Origin of the sequence: Pseudomonas sp. Q11, assembly GCF_024494355.1 — a bacterium.
Taxonomy (GTDB): Bacteria; Pseudomonadota; Gammaproteobacteria; order Pseudomonadales; family Pseudomonadaceae; genus Aquipseudomonas; species Aquipseudomonas hefeiensis.
The window spans coordinates 106,177-124,143 of the sequence record NZ_JAKNQY010000001.1 but is presented as its reverse complement, the minus strand read 5'-3'; the positions used below and the strand labels follow the sequence as shown (position 1 = coordinate 124,143).

Annotated in this window: 11 protein-coding genes; 9 read left to right on the top strand and 2 right to left on the bottom strand. The window is 61.3% G+C overall.

Annotation, left to right across the window (positions count from 1 at the left end; genetic code table 11):
• The first annotated feature begins 15 nt into the window (after nucleotides 1-15).
• Nucleotides 16-1,299 carry an arsenic transporter gene (locus tag MA884_RS00505; protein ID WP_256228421.1) on the top strand — a complete coding sequence of 428 codons (1,284 nt, stop codon included), beginning with the start codon at nucleotides 16-18 and terminating at the stop codon, nucleotides 1,297-1,299.
• Between the two features lie 129 nt (nucleotides 1,300-1,428).
• Here the strand turns inward: MA884_RS00505 and MA884_RS00500 are convergent, their stop codons facing one another.
• Nucleotides 1,429-2,394 (bottom strand): DUF1853 family protein, encoded by a 966-nt coding sequence (locus MA884_RS00500; RefSeq protein WP_256228420.1) that lies wholly within the window; start codon nucleotides 2,392-2,394, stop codon nucleotides 1,429-1,431.
• Between the two features lie 103 nt (nucleotides 2,395-2,497).
• Between MA884_RS00500 and MA884_RS00495 the strand changes: the two genes are divergently transcribed.
• From MA884_RS00495 to MA884_RS00460, 8 genes are all read left to right on the top strand, one after another.
• The gene (locus MA884_RS00495) at nucleotides 2,498-3,388 is read left to right on the top strand and encodes an NAD(+) kinase (protein ID WP_003202709.1); all 891 of its coding nucleotides are present in this window, start codon (nucleotides 2,498-2,500) and stop codon (nucleotides 3,386-3,388) included.
• Nucleotides 3,385-4,359 (top strand): metallophosphoesterase, encoded by a 975-nt coding sequence (locus MA884_RS00490; protein ID WP_256228753.1) that lies wholly within the window; start codon nucleotides 3,385-3,387, stop codon nucleotides 4,357-4,359. The genes MA884_RS00495 and MA884_RS00490 overlap by 4 nt, the downstream gene beginning before the upstream one ends.
• Nucleotides 4,356-5,228, top strand: a complete 873-nt coding sequence (locus MA884_RS00485; RefSeq protein WP_256228419.1) for a rhomboid family intramembrane serine protease — start codon at nucleotides 4,356-4,358, stop codon at nucleotides 5,226-5,228. The genes MA884_RS00490 and MA884_RS00485 overlap by 4 nt, the downstream gene beginning before the upstream one ends.
• Before the next feature lie 45 nt (nucleotides 5,229-5,273).
• Nucleotides 5,274-5,534 carry a YeaC family protein gene (locus MA884_RS00480; protein ID WP_256228415.1) on the top strand — a complete coding sequence of 87 codons (261 nt, stop codon included), beginning with the start codon at nucleotides 5,274-5,276 and terminating at the stop codon, nucleotides 5,532-5,534.
• Nucleotides 5,531-6,361, top strand: a complete 831-nt coding sequence (locus tag MA884_RS00475) for a DUF2797 domain-containing protein (RefSeq protein WP_256228414.1) — start codon at nucleotides 5,531-5,533, stop codon at nucleotides 6,359-6,361. The genes MA884_RS00480 and MA884_RS00475 overlap by 4 nt, the downstream gene beginning before the upstream one ends.
• A gap of 13 nt (nucleotides 6,362-6,374) precedes the next feature.
• Nucleotides 6,375-9,032, top strand: a complete 2,658-nt coding sequence (gene pepN, locus MA884_RS00470; RefSeq protein WP_256228413.1) for an aminopeptidase N — start codon at nucleotides 6,375-6,377, stop codon at nucleotides 9,030-9,032.
• Nucleotides 9,033-9,444: 412 nt separating this feature from the next.
• A complete protein-coding gene (locus tag MA884_RS00465) occupies nucleotides 9,445-10,497 on the top strand; it encodes a YCF48-related protein (protein WP_256228412.1) in 1,053 nt (350 codons plus the stop codon).
• Nucleotides 10,498-10,540: 43 nt separating this feature from the next.
• A complete protein-coding gene (locus tag MA884_RS00460) occupies nucleotides 10,541-12,916 on the top strand; it encodes an RND family transporter (RefSeq protein WP_092398546.1) in 2,376 nt (791 codons plus the stop codon).
• Between the two features lie 174 nt (nucleotides 12,917-13,090).
• Here the strand turns inward: MA884_RS00460 and MA884_RS00455 are convergent, their stop codons facing one another.
• Nucleotides 13,091-17,791 (bottom strand): dermonecrotic toxin domain-containing protein, encoded by a 4,701-nt coding sequence (locus MA884_RS00455; protein WP_256228411.1) that lies wholly within the window; start codon nucleotides 17,789-17,791, stop codon nucleotides 13,091-13,093.
• Nucleotides 17,792-17,967 lie beyond the last annotated feature (176 nt).

The following is a 17,967-nucleotide window of genomic DNA, read 5'->3' as shown; positions in this document are numbered from 1 at the left end:
CCAAGGCTGTTGCGCATGCTCCTCGCGTCGTTGATTTTCCTGCTGACCATTACGCTGGTGATCTGGCAACCCAAGGGCCTGGGCGTCGGCTGGAGCGCGACGCTCGGTGCGTTGCTGGCGCTGTTGAGCGGGGTGGTGCAGGTCGGTGACATTGTCCTGGTGTGGCAGATCATCTGGAACGCCACCGGTACGTTTATCGCGTTGATCATCATCAGCCTGTTGCTGGACGAGGCCGGGTTCTTCGCCTGGGCGGCCCTGCATGTAGCCCGCTGGGGCCGAGGCAGCGGGCGCAAGCTGTTTGCATTCATGGTGCTGTTGGGCGCACTGGTGTCGGCGTTGTTCGCCAATGACGGCGCGGCGTTGATCCTGACGCCCATCGTGATTTCGATGTTGCTGGCCTTGCGTTTTTCTCCGGCGGCAACCCTGGCATTCGTGATGGGCGCCGGCTTCATTGCCGATAGCGCGAGCCTGCCGCTGGTGGTGTCGAACCTGGTGAACATTGTCTCGGCCGACTTCTTCGGTATTGGCTTCAACCGTTACGCGGCGGTCATGGTGCCGGTGAACCTGGTCAGCGTCGCGGCCAGCCTGGCGATATTGCTGTGGTTCTTTCGCCGCGATATCCCGCGCGACTATGACCCGCATCAACTGGATGACCCGGCGAGTGCAATCCACGACAGGGCCACTTTTTTCGCTGGCTGGGCGGTGCTGGCCATTCTGCTGATCGGCTGCTTCGCCCTTGAGCCCCTGGGCATTCCCATCAGCGCTATTTCGGCGGTCTGCGCCGCGTTATTGCTGGCTGTCGCGGCTCGCGGTCACCAAATCTCGACCCGCAGGGTCATGAAGGAGGCGCCGTGGCAGATCGTGATCTTCTCCCTGGGCATGTATCTGGTGGTCTTTGGCCTGCGTAATGCGGGATTGACCGGCTACCTGGCCCAGTGGCTCGACGGTTTCGCCGAATATGGCGTGTGGGGCGCGGCCATGGGCACTGGGCTGTTGACGGCGTTGCTCTCGTCGATCATGAACAACTTGCCGACGGTGCTGATCGGCGCCTTGTCCATCGATGCCAGCCAGGCCACCGGGGTGGTGAAAGAAGCAATGATCTATGCCAACGTCATCGGCAGCGACCTGGGGCCGAAAATCACCCCGATAGGCAGTCTGGCGACCTTGCTCTGGTTGCATGTGCTGGCACGCAAGAACATTCGGATCGGCTGGGGATATTACTTCAAGGTCGGGATTGTGCTGACCGTGCCGGTGTTGTTGGTGACGTTGGCGGCATTAGCGTTGCGATTGTCCATTTAGACCGAGTTGACTTCATCGCGAGCAGGCTCGCTCCCACATGGATGCATTGTTGCCATTGAGATTGCAAACGCCGCGGTCACTGTGGGAGCGAGCCTGCTCGCGATGAGGCCCGGACAGACGCCGTCCATCTCACCCATTTCCCGGCACATCCGGCCAAAGATCCGCCACCAGGAACACCCGCTCGGCTTCTTCCCACTCACCCTCGGAATTTTCGCTCAGGCGCACCATCAACTGCGCGGGCGCCATGGGGTCGAGCGTCGTTCGCCATACTTCCAGTTGCTCGGCGCTCCAGGCCTGGTCCGCCGGGTAATGGGCCGGGGCCAGCCAGCCGGCGCGGGGCAGGGGTTGCCAGCGTCCCGGTGGGCGTTGGGCTATGAACGCCGGCCAGTCCCGCTGATGCAGCCAGCTGCCGCGTAAATGCCTGGGATGGGCGCCGGTTGGGGGTTCGGCATGGCCGGGCCAGGGGTAAAGCAGATAACCGCCCAGCCAGAGTTCCGATCGAAACAGCTCGATGCCCGAGGGTTCAATGCCCAGGGCCGCCAGGGCCTCTCGGCTTTCCGGGCGAGCGGAGATCGGCAGCTGGTGTTCGCGCAAATGCGCCAGCTTTCGGTCGAGCCGGTCATGGCAGCCCGGGCCGAGCCATTGTGCGGCGTCCTGACCATGACCGTTTTGGGGGCCGAGATACAACTTGATCGCCAGTTCCAGATGATGGATGCCCTCGCTATCGCGCAGCAGCAGGTCCAGCTCACCCAAGGTCTGGCCTTGGTGGCGGATTGGCAGGTTTGCGGCGATCAGTTCAATACCCGGCGCGTGTTGCACTGCAAACTGCCACAACCTTTCGTAATACAGGCCCAGGCGCCGGGTTCTGCCCTGGGACAGGCAATGCAGTAACGGATAGCTGTCGCGGTCCAGTTGTCGTAGCCAGTGCTCCAGTTGATGGGGCTGTTGCACCCAGTCGCTGCCGGTCAGGGGATGGCGTTGGGGCCAGGGCGTGTCGATCAGCATCGGCGGCGCAAGGATCACCCACGCCAGGTCACGCACTTCGGGATGGCGCAGGCGGCGGGGCAAGTCGAGCAATTCGGGGAACAGGATCATTTTGCGAGCATAGCCTGCGTCGAAGGCTTAAAGAATTTTGTCTATGGGCGGCTTTCGCCCATAATCGTGTTTTTCGCCCGACGCAGACCCTCGCAGGAGCCCCATGGAGCAATTTCGCAATATCGGCATCATCGGTCGCCTGGGCAGTTCGCAGGTGCTGGACACCGTTCGCCGGCTCAAACGTTTCCTCCTGGAGCGGCACCTGCACGTGATCCTCGAAGATACCATCGCCGAAGTCTTACCCGGTCATGGTCTGCAGACTTCGTCGCGCAAGATGCTCGGCGAAGTCTGTGACATGGTGATCGTGGTCGGCGGCGATGGCAGTCTGCTGGGGGCCGCCCGAGCCTTGGCGCGCCACAACATTCCGGTGCTGGGCATCAACCGGGGCAGCCTGGGGTTCCTGACCGATATCCGCCCCGACGAGCTGGAAACCAAGGTGGCCGAAGTGCTGGATGGCCACTATCTGGTGGAGAACCGTTTCCTGTTGCAAGCCGAGGTGCGCCGTCACGCCGAGGCCATCGGCCAGGGCGACGCCCTCAACGATGTGGTGCTGCACCCCGGCAAATCCACGCGCATGATCGAATTCGAGCTGTACATCGACGGCCAGTTCGTCTGCAGCCAGAAGGCCGACGGCCTGATCGTCGCTACACCCACCGGCTCCACGGCCTATGCGCTTTCCGCCGGTGGCCCGATCATGCATCCCAAGCTCGACGCTATTGTGATTGTGCCCATGTACCCCCATACCTTGTCCGGGCGACCCATTGTGGTCGATGGCAACAGTGAGCTGAAAATCGTCGTGTCCAAGGATATGCAGATCTACCCGCAAGTGTCCTGTGACGGCCAGAACCATTTCACCTGCGCGCCGGGTGACACCATCACCGTCAGTAAAAAAGCGCAGAAGCTGCGCCTGATCCACCCGTTGGATCACAATTACTATGAAGTCTGCCGGACCAAGCTTGGCTGGGGCAGTCGGTTGGGGGGTGGAGGCGACTGATGCTCGATCCTGCGCGCAGTTACGACCTGATCGGCGACGTGCACGGATGCGCCCTGACCCTGGAACGTCTGCTGGACCGCCTCGGTTACCACAAGCAGGGCGGCGTCTGGCGGCACCCGTCGCGCATGGCCGTGTTCCTGGGGGACATCATCGACCGTGGTCCACGGATCCGCGAAGCCCTGCACATCGTCCACGACATGGTGGTGGCCGGCCAGGCGCTGTGCATCATGGGCAACCACGAGTTCAACGCCCTGGGCTGGAGCACGCCGGCACTGCCGGGCAGCGGCCAGCGCTACGTGCGCGAACACACCCCGCGCCATGCCCGTCTGCTCAACGAAACCCTGACCCAGTTCGAGCAGCATCCGGGCGACTGGCATGACTTTCTCAAATGGTTTTACGAGCTGCCATTGTTTGTCGACGCCCAGCGCTTCCGGGTGGTACACGCCTGCTGGGACAACGGTCTGATCGAGCCACTGCGGGGCTTGTTCCCGAACGGTTGTATCGACGAGCATTTCCTCCAGGCCTCGGCGGAGCCGGGCAGTTTTGCCTGCACGGTGTTCGATCGTCTGCTGCGTGGTACCGACATGCGCTTGCCCCATGGCCTGACCCTCACCGGCGGCGATGGCCTGACCCGTTCGTTTTTTCGCACCAAGTTCTGGGAAGACGATCCACAGACCTACGGTGACATTGTGTTCCAGCCTGATGCCTTGCCTGATCCGGTGGCCCGTACGCCGCTGTCGCGGGATGAAAAAAACAACCTGCTGCGCTATGGCGCTCATGAGCCACTGCTGTTCGTCGGTCATTACTGGCGCAGCGGCAAACCCGCGCCGATCCGCTCGAACCTGGCCTGCCTGGATTACAGCGCGGTGCTTTACGGAAAACTGGTGGCCTATCGTCTCGACGAGGAGACCCGACTGGACCCGCACAAATTTGTCTGGGTCGATGTCGAGCGGCCGGAGGAAGTGCGATGAGCGTCGTGGCGGTCCTGCGCTTACCCTTGGCCGAGGATTTGAGCGGCTTCGTCAAATTGTTGCAACGCATGCAGGTGCCCCATCGGGTCAGCGAGGAGGCGGGCGAGCAGGTGCTCTGGGTGCCGGATGAAATCAGCGAAGATGTGCGCTCGTTGTACGCACGCTTCCCGGCCGGCGATCCCGAGCAACAGCTGGAGTTGCCAGCTACCGGCAGCACGTCGCGACGGCCTGGTTTCGTCCAGCAATTGACCCGCAGTCCGGTCACCGCCCTGGTGTTGCTGCTGAGCCTGATCGTTGGCGCCGTGACTCTGCTGGGGGAGAATCTTGAAACCCTACGCTGGCTGACTTTCCTGGAATTTCGCGTTGTCGGCGACTATATCCATTTCACGCCCCTGGCCGACAGCCTGGCGGCGGGGCAGTGGTGGCGCCTGGTGACGCCGATGCTGATCCACTTCGGCTTCCTGCACATCGCCATGAATGGCATGTGGTATTGGGAGCTAGGGCGACGGATCGAAGCGCGCCAGGGCGGCATCAACCTGCTGGGGCTGACGCTGCTATTCAGTCTCGTGTCCAACTTCGCCCAATATTTCTTCAGCGGCCCGACCTTGTTCGGTGGGTTGTCCGGCGTGCTGTATGGCCTGCTGGGGCATTGCTGGATCTATCAGCTACTGGCACCGAACCCGACCTATCGCCTGCCCCGTGGGGTGCTGGTGATGATGCTGGTGTGGTTGGTGCTGTGCCTGTCCGGGCTGATCTCGCTGATCGGTTTCGGCGAAATCGCCAATGCGGCCCACGTCGGCGGGCTGCTCATCGGTTGCTTCACAGGTTTGTTGGGCGGGCTGTTCGCTCGTCGTAAAATGGCCCTTTGACTGGCGCCTGTAATGCTTGAATATGCGCGATTGCGCGGAGAACCCATGTCCTCGTTCAACGAAATGATCAAAAACATCACCCCTGACATCTACCAGAGCCTGAAACTGGCGGTGGAAATCGGTAAATGGGCCGACGGCAACAAGCTCACCGCCGAACAGCGCGAGTTGTCGCTGCAGGCGATGATCGCCTGGGAGATGCAGAACCTGCCCGAAGAAGAACGCACCGGCTACATGGGCCCGCAGGAGTGCCAGTCGAAAGCTACAGAAGTGCCGAATATCCTGTTCAAGTCGGATGCCATCCATTGATCGAGATTGGCCGCGGTGCAATCAGCAAAATGTCGGCACGCCTTGACGGGCCGACCGTTCAATACGCCTTTCGCCTGGGCGATGTCGAGGTGCCGGTCAATCCGTTGATCGGCAGCACGGTGCGCCTGGAGTTTCTCGGTGCGATCCACTGCCGCCATTGCGGGCGCAGGACCAAGACCAGCTTCAGCCAGGGTTATTGCTACCCCTGCATGACCAAGCTGGCCCAATGCGACCTGTGCATCATGAGCCCCGAGCGCTGCCATTTCGACGCGGGCACCTGTCGCGATCCGGCCTGGGGCGAACAGTTCTGCATGACCGATCATGTGGTGTACCTGGCCAATTCCTCGGGCGTGAAAGTTGGCATCACCCGCGCCACGCAACTGCCGACCCGCTGGCTGGACCAGGGCGCCAGTCAGGCGCTGCCGATCCTGCGGGTCGCCACTCGCCAGCAATCGGGGTTTGTCGAAGACCTGTTCCGCAGCCAGGTGGCGGACAAGACCAACTGGCGCGCGTTGCTCAAGGGTGACACCGTGGCGGTGAACCTGCCGCAAATCCGCGATTCGCTGTTCGAAAGCTGCGCCGAGGGTCTGCAAGGCTTGCAGGAACGATTCGGCCTGCAGGCGATCCAGACCATAGCGGACGTCGAGCCCGTCGAGATCCGTTATCCGGTGGAGCAATACCCGGCCAAGATCGTCAGCTTCAACCTGGACAAGAACCCGATTGCCGAAGGCACGCTGCTGGGGATCAAGGGCCAATACCTGATTTTCGACACTGGCGTGATCAATATTCGTAAATACACGGCTTATCAGCTCGCCGTGCATCAGTAGAAGGATTTGCCCCATGCGCACCGAACAACCGAAGATGATTTACCTGAAGGACTATCAGGCGCCCGAGTACCTGATCGACGAGACGCACCTGACCTTCGAGTTGTTCGAGGACCACAGCCTGGTCCATGCGCAACTGGTGATGCGCCGTAACCCCGAGCGCGGTGCCGGCTTGCCGCCCCTGGTGCTCGATGGCCAGCAGCTCGAACTGCTCTCGATCAAGCTCGATGACACCGACCTCAATCCGCTCGACTATCAGTTGGACGCCAGCCACCTGACCCTGCAACCCAAGGCCCCGGCCTTCACGGTTGACACCACTGTCAGGATCCACCCGGAAACCAACACCGCCCTGGAAGGCTTGTACAAGTCCGGCAGCATGTTCTGCACCCAGTGCGAGGCCGAAGGTTTCCGCAAGATCACCTATTACCTCGACCGCCCGGATGTGATGAGCACGTTCACCACCACGGTGGTGGCCGAGCAACACAGCTATCCGGTGTTGCTGTCCAACGGCAACCCGATCGCCAGCGGCCCCGGCGAAGATGGCCGGCACTGGGCGACCTGGGAAGATCCGTTCAAGAAACCCGCCTACCTGTTTGCCCTGGTGGCCGGTGACCTGTGGTGCGTCGAAGACACTTTCACCACCATGACCGAACGCACCGTCGCGCTGCGCATCTATGTCGAGCCGGAAAACATCGACAAGTGCCAGCACGCCATGACCAGCCTGAAGAAATCGATGCGCTGGGATGAAGAGGTCTATGGGCGTGAGTATGACCTGGACATCTTCATGATTGTCGCGGTCAACGACTTCAACATGGGCGCCATGGAAAACAAGGGCCTCAATATCTTCAACTCCAGCGCCGTGCTGGCCCGCGCCGATACCGCCACCGATGCCGCGCACCAGCGGGTCGAGGCGATCGTTGCCCACGAGTATTTCCATAACTGGTCGGGCAACCGCGTGACCTGCCGCGACTGGTTCCAGCTGTCGCTCAAGGAAGGTTTCACGGTGTTCCGCGACGCCGGCTTTTCGGCCGACATGAACTCGGCCACGGTCAAACGCATCCAGGACGTGGCGTACCTGCGCACTCACCAGTTTGCCGAAGACGCTGGCCCCATGGCACACCCGGTGCGCCCGGACAGCTTCATCGAGATTTCCAACTTCTACACCCTGACCGTGTACGAGAAGGGGTCGGAAGTGGTCGGCATGATCCACACCTTGTTGGGGGCCGAGGGCTTTCGCAAGGGCAGTGACCTGTATTTCGAGCGCCACGACGGCCAGGCGGTGACCTGCGATGATTTCATCAAGGCCATGGAGGATGCCAATGGCGTCGATCTGAGCCAGTTCAAGCGCTGGTACAGCCAGGCCGGCACGCCACGGTTGGCGGTGAGCGAGTCCTACGACGGCGCGGCCCGGACCTATAGCCTGACCTTCAGGCAGAGCTGCCCGCCGACCCCGGACAAGATGGAAAAACTGCCATTCGTGATTCCCGTGGAGCTGGGTTTGCTGGACAGCAAGGGCAACGAAATCCCTCTGCGCCTGGCCGGCGAAGCAGCGGCAAACGGCACGTCCCGGGTGATCTCGGTGACCGAAGCCGAGCAGACCTTCACCTTTGTCGACATCGCCGAAAAGCCGTTGCCTTCGTTGTTGCGTGGCTTCTCGGCGCCGGTGAAGCTGAGCTTCCCGTACGATCGGGACCACTTGATGTTCCTGATGCAGCACGACAGCGACGGCTTCAACCGCTGGGATGCCGGTCAGCAGTTGTCGGTGCAGGTGCTGCAGGAACTGATCGCCCAGCATCAGAAAGGCGAAAACCTGATGCTGGACCCGCGTCTGGTCAGCGCGTTGCGTAGCGTGCTGTCGGACGAATCCCTGGATCAGGCCATGGTCGCGGAAATGCTCTCGCTGCCAAGCGAGGCTTATCTGACGGAAATCAGTGAAGTGGCCGACGTGGAGGCGATCCATGCCGCACGGGAATTCGCCCGTCAGAAACTGGCGGACAATCTGTTCGAAGCCTTGTGGCTGCGCTATGAAGCCAACCGCGACCTGTCCAAGCGCACGTCGTATATGGCCGAGGCCGAGCATTTCGCCCGGCGCGCCTTGCAGAACATCGCGCTGTCGTACCTGATGCTCACCGACAAGCCCGAGGTGCTCAGTGCCACCCTGGAGCAGTTCGACTCCGCCGACAACATGACCGAACGGCTTACGGCCCTGGCGGTGCTGATCAATTCACCATTCGAAGCCGAGAAGGCCAAGGCCCTGGAAGTGTTCGCGGAAAACTTCAAGGGCAACCCGCTGGTCATGGATCAATGGTTCAGTGTCCAGGCCGGCAGCCCGTTGCCGGGCGGTCTGGCGCGGGTCAAGGGCTTGATGGAACACCCGGCGTTCAATATCAAGAACCCGAACAAGGTTCGCGCGTTGGTGGGCGCGTTCGCCGGGCAGAACCTGATCAACTTCCACGCGGCCGACGGTTCAGGTTATCGCTTCCTGGCGGACCTGGTGATCCAGCTCAATGGCTTCAATCCGCAGATCGCCGCGCGGCAACTGGCGCCACTGACCCGCTGGCGCAAATACGACAGCGCCCGCCAGGCGCTGATGAAAGCCGAGCTGGAGCGCATCCTGGCGTCCGGCGGGCTGTCGGCCGACGTCTTTGAAGTGGTGAGCAAGAGCCTGGCGTGACCTTTACGCCGCGGTCTGCCTGGCAGACCGCGGTGTTCCCATCGCGAGCAGGCTCGCTCCCACAGATGATCTTTAGTGAACATATATCTGGTGTTCAACATTGATCCCTTGTGGGAGCGAGCCTGCTCGCGATAGCGTCGGACCTGTCCACACAACAACCGCCTCGATAGCCTGCCATAACCTCCCCGAATACCCCTTCATTCACCCCCGGCTGCATCCCTCCATGGTTAACAAAAGATAACGCGGCGTCGATTGTCAGACCTTTCCAAAGCCCGATAGGATAGGGCAGCTTCCGAAGTGGCTCTAGATTGCAGGTTTCAGGACTATGCTCCAGAACAGTCAATCTCGAGGAGCCCGCTTACGGCGCCCTGAAGGGTTGAATGACCTAACAATAATAATGGGGGAAAGGTCTATGAATGAGCCTGTCATGGCTGTGGGCCGCTGCCGCCCGCCGGTACTGCGCAGAGTCGCGTTGCTGGTCTCGGCACTCTCGCTGCTGGGCTCTGCCGTGTTGTCGGCACCGGTGATGGCCGTAGCAGCGTCGACATCCGATATCATCTATTCCGTCGAGTCGGCCAAGGCCAGTAAAACGCTGATGCTCGATGTGGTCCATGCCGGCAAGCGCCTGGTGGCGGTCGGTGATCGCGGCCACATTGTCTATTCGGACGATCAGGGCAGTTCCTGGACTCAGGCCAAAGTGCCCACCCGCCAGTTGCTCACCGCGGTATTTTTCGTCGATGACAAACACGGCTGGGCCGTGGGCCATGACGCGCAGATTCTTGCCAGCGAAGACGGTGGCAGCACCTGGACCAAACAATTCGAAGACCTGGCCCGTGAATCGCCGTTGCTGGATGTCTGGTTCAAAGACGCGAGCAATGGCTTCGCCACCGGCGCCTACGGCGCGTTGTTCGAAACCACCGACGGCGGCAAGCACTGGGAAGACGTCAGTGACCGCCTCGACAACGAAGACCAGTTCCACCTCAACGCGATAGCTGCGGTGAAAGACGCCGGGCTGCTCATCGTCGGTGAGGCCGGCAGCATGTTCCGCTCCTCTGACTGGGGCCAGACCTGGGAAAAGCTCTTAGGCCCATACGAAGGCTCACTGTTCGGGGTCATTGGCACCGCTCAGCCTTCAACGCTGCTGGCCTACGGCCTGCGCGGCAACCTCTATCGCTCCACCGACTTTGGCGGCACTTGGGAGCAGGTCGAGCTCAAGGCCACCCGGGGTGTCCTCGAATTCGGCCTGTCCGGGGCCACGCTATTGCCAGATGGCACCATCGTAATTGTCGGCAACGGCGGCAGTGTGGTGCGCAGCAGCGATGATGGCGTGACCTTCAGCGTGTTCAACCGCCCGGATCGGATTTCCGTGGCGGCCGTCACGGCGGCGGGCAACGGCAATCTGATCCTGGCAGGACAGGGTGGCGTTCACGCCACCACCCCCACCGGCGCTGAATTGAGCAAATGAGCCGCAAACATCCGGCGGGCACAATAACAAGAAGGCGGACCCCATGAGCAGTCATCACCAAGACAAGGCGACGTTCCTCGAGCGCCTGATTTTCAACAACCGCCCGGCAGTGATCGTCATTTGCCTGCTGGTCAGTATTTTCCTGTTCTGGCAGGCCACGCTGATCCGGCCGTCCACCAGTTTCGAAAAGATGATCCCCCTCGAGCACCCCTTCATCGAGAAGATGCTCGAGCACCGCAATGACCTGGCGAACCTGGGCAACACGGTGCGGATTTCCGTGGAGGCCACCAACGGTGACATTTTCTCCAAGGATTACATGGAGACCCTGCGCCAGATTCATGACGAGGTCTTCTATATTTCCGGTGTCGACCGTTCCGGCCTCAAGTCTTTGTGGAGCCCGAGCGTGCGTTGGACCGAAGTGACGGAGGAAGGCTTTGCCGGTGGTGAGGTGATTCCCCAGAGCTATGACGGCTCGGCAGACAGCCTCGACCTGTTACGCAACAACGTGCTCAAGTCCGGCCAGGTCGGACGCCTGGTGGCCAACGATTTCAAATCGAGCATCATCGATATCCCGCTGTTGGAGTCCTATCCGGACCCGCAGGACCAGGGCAAGCTGCTGGCCCTGGATTACCAGAAGTTCTCCCACGAACTCGAAGACAAGATCCGCAACAAGTTTGAAGCCCAGAACCCCAACGTGAAGATCCATATCGTGGGCTTCGCCAAGAAGGTCGGCGACTTGATCGACGGCCTGACCATGGTGGTAATGTTCTTCGGCGTGGCCTTCATCATTACGCTGGTGCTGCTGTACTGGTTCACCAACTGCATGCGCAGCACCATTGCGGTGCTGAGCACCACCCTGGTGGCGGTGGTCTGGCAGTTGGGGCTGATGCATGCGGTCGGCTTCGGGCTCGATCCTTATTCGATGCTGGTGCCGTTTCTGATCTTCGCCATTGGTATCTCCCACGGCGTGCAGAAAATCAACGGTATCGCGTTGCAATCCAGTGAAGCGGACAATGCCCTGACGGCGGCGCGGCGCACATTCCGCCAGTTGTTCCTGCCGGGAATGATCGCAATCCTGGCGGATGCTGTCGGTTTCATCACCTTGCTGATCATCGATATCGGCGTGATCCGGGAGCTGGCCTTTGGTGCGTCCATCGGCGTGGCGGTGATTGTGTTCACCAACCTGATCCTGTTGCCGGTGGCGATTTCCTATGTCGGTATCAGCAAGCGCGCCATCGAGCGCAGCAAGAAGGATGCGACGCGTGAGCACCCGTTCTGGCGCCTGCTGTCGAAGTTTGCCAGCGCCAAAGTCGCGCCGGTGTCGATCGTCCTGGCCTTGATCGCCTTTGGTGGCGGCCTCTGGTACAGCCAGAACCTGAAGATCGGTGACCTGGACCAGGGCGCGCCGGAGTTGCGGCCGGACTCGCGCTACAACCAGGACAACAACTTCATCATCAGCAACTATTCCACCAGCTCCGATGTCCTGGTGGTGATGGTCAAGACCAAGGCTGAAGGCTGTTCACGCTATGAAGCCATGGCTCCTATCGACGAGCTGATGTGGAAAATGCAGAACACCGAGGGAGTGCAGTCAGCGATCTCCCTGGTCACCGTGTCCAAGCAAATGATCAAGGGCATGAACGAGGGCAACCTGAAGTGGGAAACCCTGTCGCGTAACCCTGACGTGCTGAACAACTCCATTGCCCGGGCCGATGGCCTGTACAACAACAACTGCTCAGTGGCCCCGGTATTGGTTTTCCTCAACGACCACAAGGCCGAGACCCTGGACCGCGCCGTGAAGGTGGTGCAGGAGTTCGCCAAGGAAAACAACCGGGATGGCCTGGAGTTCATCCTCGCCGCGGGTAACGCCGGCATTGAAGCTGCAACCAACGAAGTGATCAAGGAATCGGAGCTGACTATCCTGATCCTGGTGTACATCTGTGTGGCAACCATGTGCATGATCACCTTCCGTTCCTGGGCGGCGACGCTGTGCATCGTGCTGCCGCTGGTGCTCACCTCGGTGCTGGGCAACGCGCTGATGGCCTTCATGGGTATTGGCGTGAAGGTCGCGACGCTGCCAGTGGTGGCGCTTGGCGTGGGGATAGGCGTGGACTACGGCATCTACATCTACAGTCGTCTGGAAAGCTTCCTGCGGGCCGGACTACCGTTGCAAGAGGCTTACTATCAAACGCTGAAGTCCACCGGTAAGGCCGTGCTATTCACGGGCCTGTGCCTGGCCATCGGGGTGTGCACCTGGATCTTCTCGGCCATCAAGTTCCAGGCCGACATGGGGCTGATGCTGACGTTCATGTTGTTGTGGAACATGTTCGGAGCACTGTGGCTGCTGCCGGCGCTGGCGCGGTTCCTGATCAAGCCGGAAAAAATGGCAGGGCAGAAGAGTAAGTCGTTGTTTGCGCATTGATGGGGATGTTATCCACCAGGGCCTGTAGGAGCTGGCGAAGCCTGCGATCTTTTGATCTTTTGATCTTTCGCTTGAGGTTCAAGTGTCTGGGGAAAGATCGCAGCCTCGTTGCACTCGACAGCTCCTACAACGGCACAAGCCGCAGCCCCAGGGCTGCGGCTTTTTTCGTTGCTATCAAGGTGCCAACGGCAAGAACCTGTCGTGGGCCAAGGATTTGCCGATCTGTCCTCGATGCACATTCACTACCGCGTAGGGGCTCTGTGCCTTGGCGATCAGCGAGTGGTAGTGCTCCCGGCGTTGCTCCCGGGTTTTCAGGTGCGCGACGCTGTAGTCGGCTTTCGGTGTGTCGGCCGTTTCGTAGTGGAAGTGCGCATACCAGAGGGGAAACCCGTCACGGTCGTTGATGGCGTATTCCTGGAGGAAATCCTTGCGCTCGCCTTTCAAGGCCACGCGTTCGCCGAGCAGCGCAACCTGGATCAGGTTTTTCTCGAACAGGAACCGCAGGTTGCCGTCGGTGGGTGGCAATTGCAGGCTCAACTCGGTGCGCAGGGCGCTGCCCTTGGTCCTCAGCCTGGAAATGGCGTCCGACAGCTGCTTGCCCAGCGCCTGATCGGCTGGCGTGCGCGTGGTTGGCGATGCGCTGAAGGCCCGGTCGAGTTCGGCGGCGAGCGCGCGGAAGCGGTCCGCCTCATTGTTCATGATTTCCTCGATTTCCTGAGGATGGCGGCAGTGCTTCTTGTAGCTTTCAGCGTGGCGTAGGCGGTCTTCCAACTCATCGAGGATCTTTCGCGCGTCGGCCTTGATCGCCTTGAGCGATCGCGTCTTGGGTGCCGGCGTTGGTCGGCGTACCTCGACCACGTCCCAGAGGTCGTCATGGCGCGAATAGGTGGCGATCACCTTGTTATTGGCTTCGGAGCGCACCTCGACGACTTCAATCGGCAAGGTTGTGCCGGCCGGTTTCAGGTCGCCAATCAAGACACCGCGGTGGCGGGTCTTGATCACCTTTTTTTGCGGACGCCCGGCGGATGCCTTGGGACGCTTGGGCGCACGCTTGCGTGGTTTGGGCTCGGGTTTGAGTTCCGCGGCCAGTCTCCCGGACGCATCCTGGTAAAGGTTGTCGACCAGTTTGATCAGCCGGTCGAAATAGCTTTCATTGAGGTCGTCGGCGTAGAGGGTCTTCAGGCCCTGCAAGCCGTCCAAGGCCTTGCCATAGTGCTCGGTCAGGCTTTCCAGTACCGCCAGCTGTTCCGAGGGAGACAGGTCGTAAAGCTGTAGATCCCCGTGGGTACGCATGTGTTCCGCCAGTGGCTTGACGATGCGCAGCAGGCTCTCGGTAAAGTCGGAAAGGGCGTGTTTGACCGACAGGAGCGGCAGTGTGCCCAGCAGCAGGAATCTGCTGCCGGTGACATTTCTTTCATCCAGCGGGCGGTCTTTGGTCAGCCGTTCGAACGCTGCCGCGCCAGCGTCGTCCAGGTTCAACAGCCGCTCCAGGTAGTCGTCCTTGAGTTCCAGCCAATGGATCGCACGCTCGTGGATGTCACTCACCGTATCGAGGAACTGCAAGTAGCTCTCGAGGTGAACAGTGAGCGCTGTTTCCGCCTTATCTTCTCCCACGAAATGGGGATGGGCGTCAGTGATGGCGATGTAATCGCTTTGCGTCACCAGGAAGGCTTTACGGCCATTGTTCACCACATTTTCCAACAGCCCGCGCATGAATTTTGGCGCCAGCGCGATACCCAGGCTGGCCCGTTCGGGCGCGCTGTTCACCAGGCTCACGTACAGGTCGGTCTGCTCTTGAAGCAGGTCATAGAAGACTTTACGTTTCGGCGCGCGCTGGGCCTCGGTGTAGGGGCCTTCCTCAAGGCGCGTCATGACTTGCTGGGCGACGTCCACGGCTTTTTGCAGGTCGGCGTCTCGGGCAATACGTCGGTTCAGTTCCGCGGTCAATTCGAAGCTGCGCTGGGTATTCAGACGACTCAGCGCCGCTGCGCGCTTGGGGGGCGCACCGCCCAGCAGGCGCAAGCGCAGGTCCAGCGACCAGTGGCCTCGGGTGTCCGATTTGAGCGCCGGACCGTTTTTGCTTGGGTCGAGCGGGTCGACGATGGTCGCGCTGCCGTCCTCTTCCGGGGTGACTCGATACAGGACGCCGTCGACGTCGGCGTGCCAGGTGTTGTCGATCACGTACAGGCCCATGTAAGGCCCGTTAGTCAGCGGTTCGGGCAGTGCAGCCGGGCGCCTTGCCTGCAAGCGCAGCAGGCGGGTGCGTTGTTCCCGCGTCAGGCGCTGAAGAGGGTTGGCGAAACTGAGGTCCAGGACCCGGCTGGCGGCTTCGGCGTGGGCGCCAGGCAAGGCAACGGCGCCTTCGACAATGCTCGGCAAGGCCGGCGCGGGCCATTGTCCGGGGATCGCCCGTTGTACCGGGGGACGCATCGCCTGGGCCTTGATCGATTCAGGCAGTGCCGCGCGGGCAGGCGCGTGGACGGCGGGAAACTGGCTCACCAGCAGGGCCAGGTTGACCAGCAGATCGACAGTGGCGAGTTCCCGTGTCACAGGGTCTTCGCTGCTCAGGGCCGGGATGTCGTTTCGGGCGCTGGCCATCAGGTTCCACAGCCAGACGGTGGTCATGGCCGGACCCCGCAGCAAGGGGAACAGCAGCGTGTTGAACAACAGGCTGCCACCTTCGAGCAACACCGCCCAGCGGCTCTCGCTGTTGGAGACAGAAGCCCGGTCGGCCTGGGTGACCAGGGCTTGGGCGTTGCAGCCGTAGAGGTACTGCATCAGTTGGCCTTTTTGCAGCGATTGCAGCAGATCGTCGTGGCTGTCGTCGCTGGCGAGGGTCGCCGGGGCGGGTTTTTCGGGCTGCTCGAACTCGTCACCCGGGAAAAACCGCACGATGTGCGGTTCCAGGAAACCGCCGTTGGCATACACCGGGCGCGCGGCATCGGACAGCCAGGTCAGGACGCTGTCCTGCAGCTCCCCGGCAGCGGTGATGGCCTTCATCAGGGCCTGGCGCGTGGGGAACTCCCGCAGCATGGGCGCATGCAGCGGCCGGTACAGCACATGCGGGCCGGTGGTGATGTCTTGCGGCTCGACAATGAACATGTTCGTCACGACATCGGGGTGGGCCTGGGGCTTGCGCAGCAAGGCCAGGTGGCGCATGACCACGGGCCGACCGTCGACCTGTTGGTCGTGTGGGTCGGCTTGCAGGACGGCCTCCATCAGCCGCAGACCCTTGCGGGTCATGCCGTTTTCATGGGCGAGCACCTGCTTCAACGCCTCCAGCGCCAGTTGCGCCGGGATCTGTTCGGCGAACATCTGTCGGCGCCGCTGCGCCTGGGGCGAATCGTCGAGCAGCTTGTCTTGCAGGTAGTGCGGGTAGGTGGTGCCAATGTCGACCTGTTCGATCAACCCGTCCCGGCGGGTGACGAAGTCCGGCGTCAACCACGCAGGCAGTACCAGGTCCACGCGGTGGCTGAGCGTCAGGTTGCCGCTTGGCCGGGCGACGAGGTTGCGGATGGCCAGGTCGGTCAGGCTCATCTTCCGTTTTTCGCTGATACCGGCGGTGCCGGGATACCCCGCGGACACTTTGAAGGTCAGCACCACATCGTCGGGTTGGTAGCGGTTGGACGGCACCTTGTCCGTGCTGCTGTCGTTGGTTTGCTGCATGCGCTTGAACAGGGCGTCGGCGGTGAAAGCCTTGATGTCCTTGATGTCGCTGAGAAAGGTCTGGCCCTGGTGCCGTTTCTTGGCGCTGGCCAGTACCAGGCTGTGGTGCTGGAACGTGGTCTGGTCGACGATGGAGGCCTGTTGCAGCCATTTGGGCAACAGCGGTTCGAGTTGCGCTGACGTTTTAGGCGTGAGGCGTGGGGCATCGAGCAGCGCGCGGGCCGGGTCGCTCAAGTCGTTGTAGAGCTTTTTCAGGTTTTGCAGGCCGATCCGAGCGGGCAGTTGCACGGTCTTGAGGTCGGCCAGTTGCTGTTCCAGCAGCATGGCCGCCTGGATTTCGAAGGTATTGCCGCTGATCTCGTAGCGCTGGCAGGTAACGGTGTCGACGACGTATCGACTGGCGATCCGTTCACCCCAATGTTGGTTGAACGCTTCCAGGGAGGTGAAGGCGTGCACGGTGCTGCCGGGGCTGCACAACAGGAAAACGCTTGCGTCTGTGGTGGTGCGCACCAGGAGGATGTCGCTGCCGATCAGCACGGTGCTGGAGGTGCCTTGGGTGACCAGGGTCTCCAGGCTGTAGGCGTACACCGGCGCCTGGCGGTTATCACGCAAGCGTCTGTCACGGTCCGGCCAGCGGATCACCTGGTCCAGGGCTTCACGTGCCGGGTCGGTGAGCCCGGGTTGTTGCAGCCCACGGATATGCAGCATGTTCTTGAGGGTGTCGCTGAGCCATTGCCAGCGGCTGATGGGGCTGTTCGCCTCGGTGGATGGGCTGGCATCGAGGTCGTCGCTCCAGTAGCGGGTCAACGCCTCATCCAGCCCGAGGGGTACGGTCCAGGACAGTTCGAGCAAGACCTTTTCGATGACCTTCATGTCCGGTTTTTGGTTGCCTGCCCAAAGACGGTGCGGAACGCTGTCGGAAAGGTAGTAATCCAGATGGCCCTGCGGGCTCAGATCCAGGGGGCTGCCAAGCGCCAGATAGTCCAGGACCCAAGCCATGAACGATTGGAAGTGCCAACCGCGCCCGACCACGTCCGGCGTTGCCAATTGGGTCTTGGCGAGGTCGAGGGTCAGCCAGGGGTATTTTTCCTTGAGGGCTTGCTCAAGCATGCGTTGGACGACCTGTTCGAAGGTCGGGCGGCTGGCGAATTGCAGGCTGACCCGTTGTGCCAATGCGGCAGCGGTGTCAGCCGTGGGGAGGGCGGTCATGAGAAGTCCTTTTCATAAATGCCATGGCCGTCGGAATGACGGCGAGAAAAGTATCGACTTCTCTGTTCCGGGGGGGTGGTACATACATACCACCCGGTTGTGGGCGGGGTGTGGGTAGGAGCTGCCGAAGGCTGCGATCTTTTGATCTTGGTCTTGATCTTTCGCTTGGGACTCAA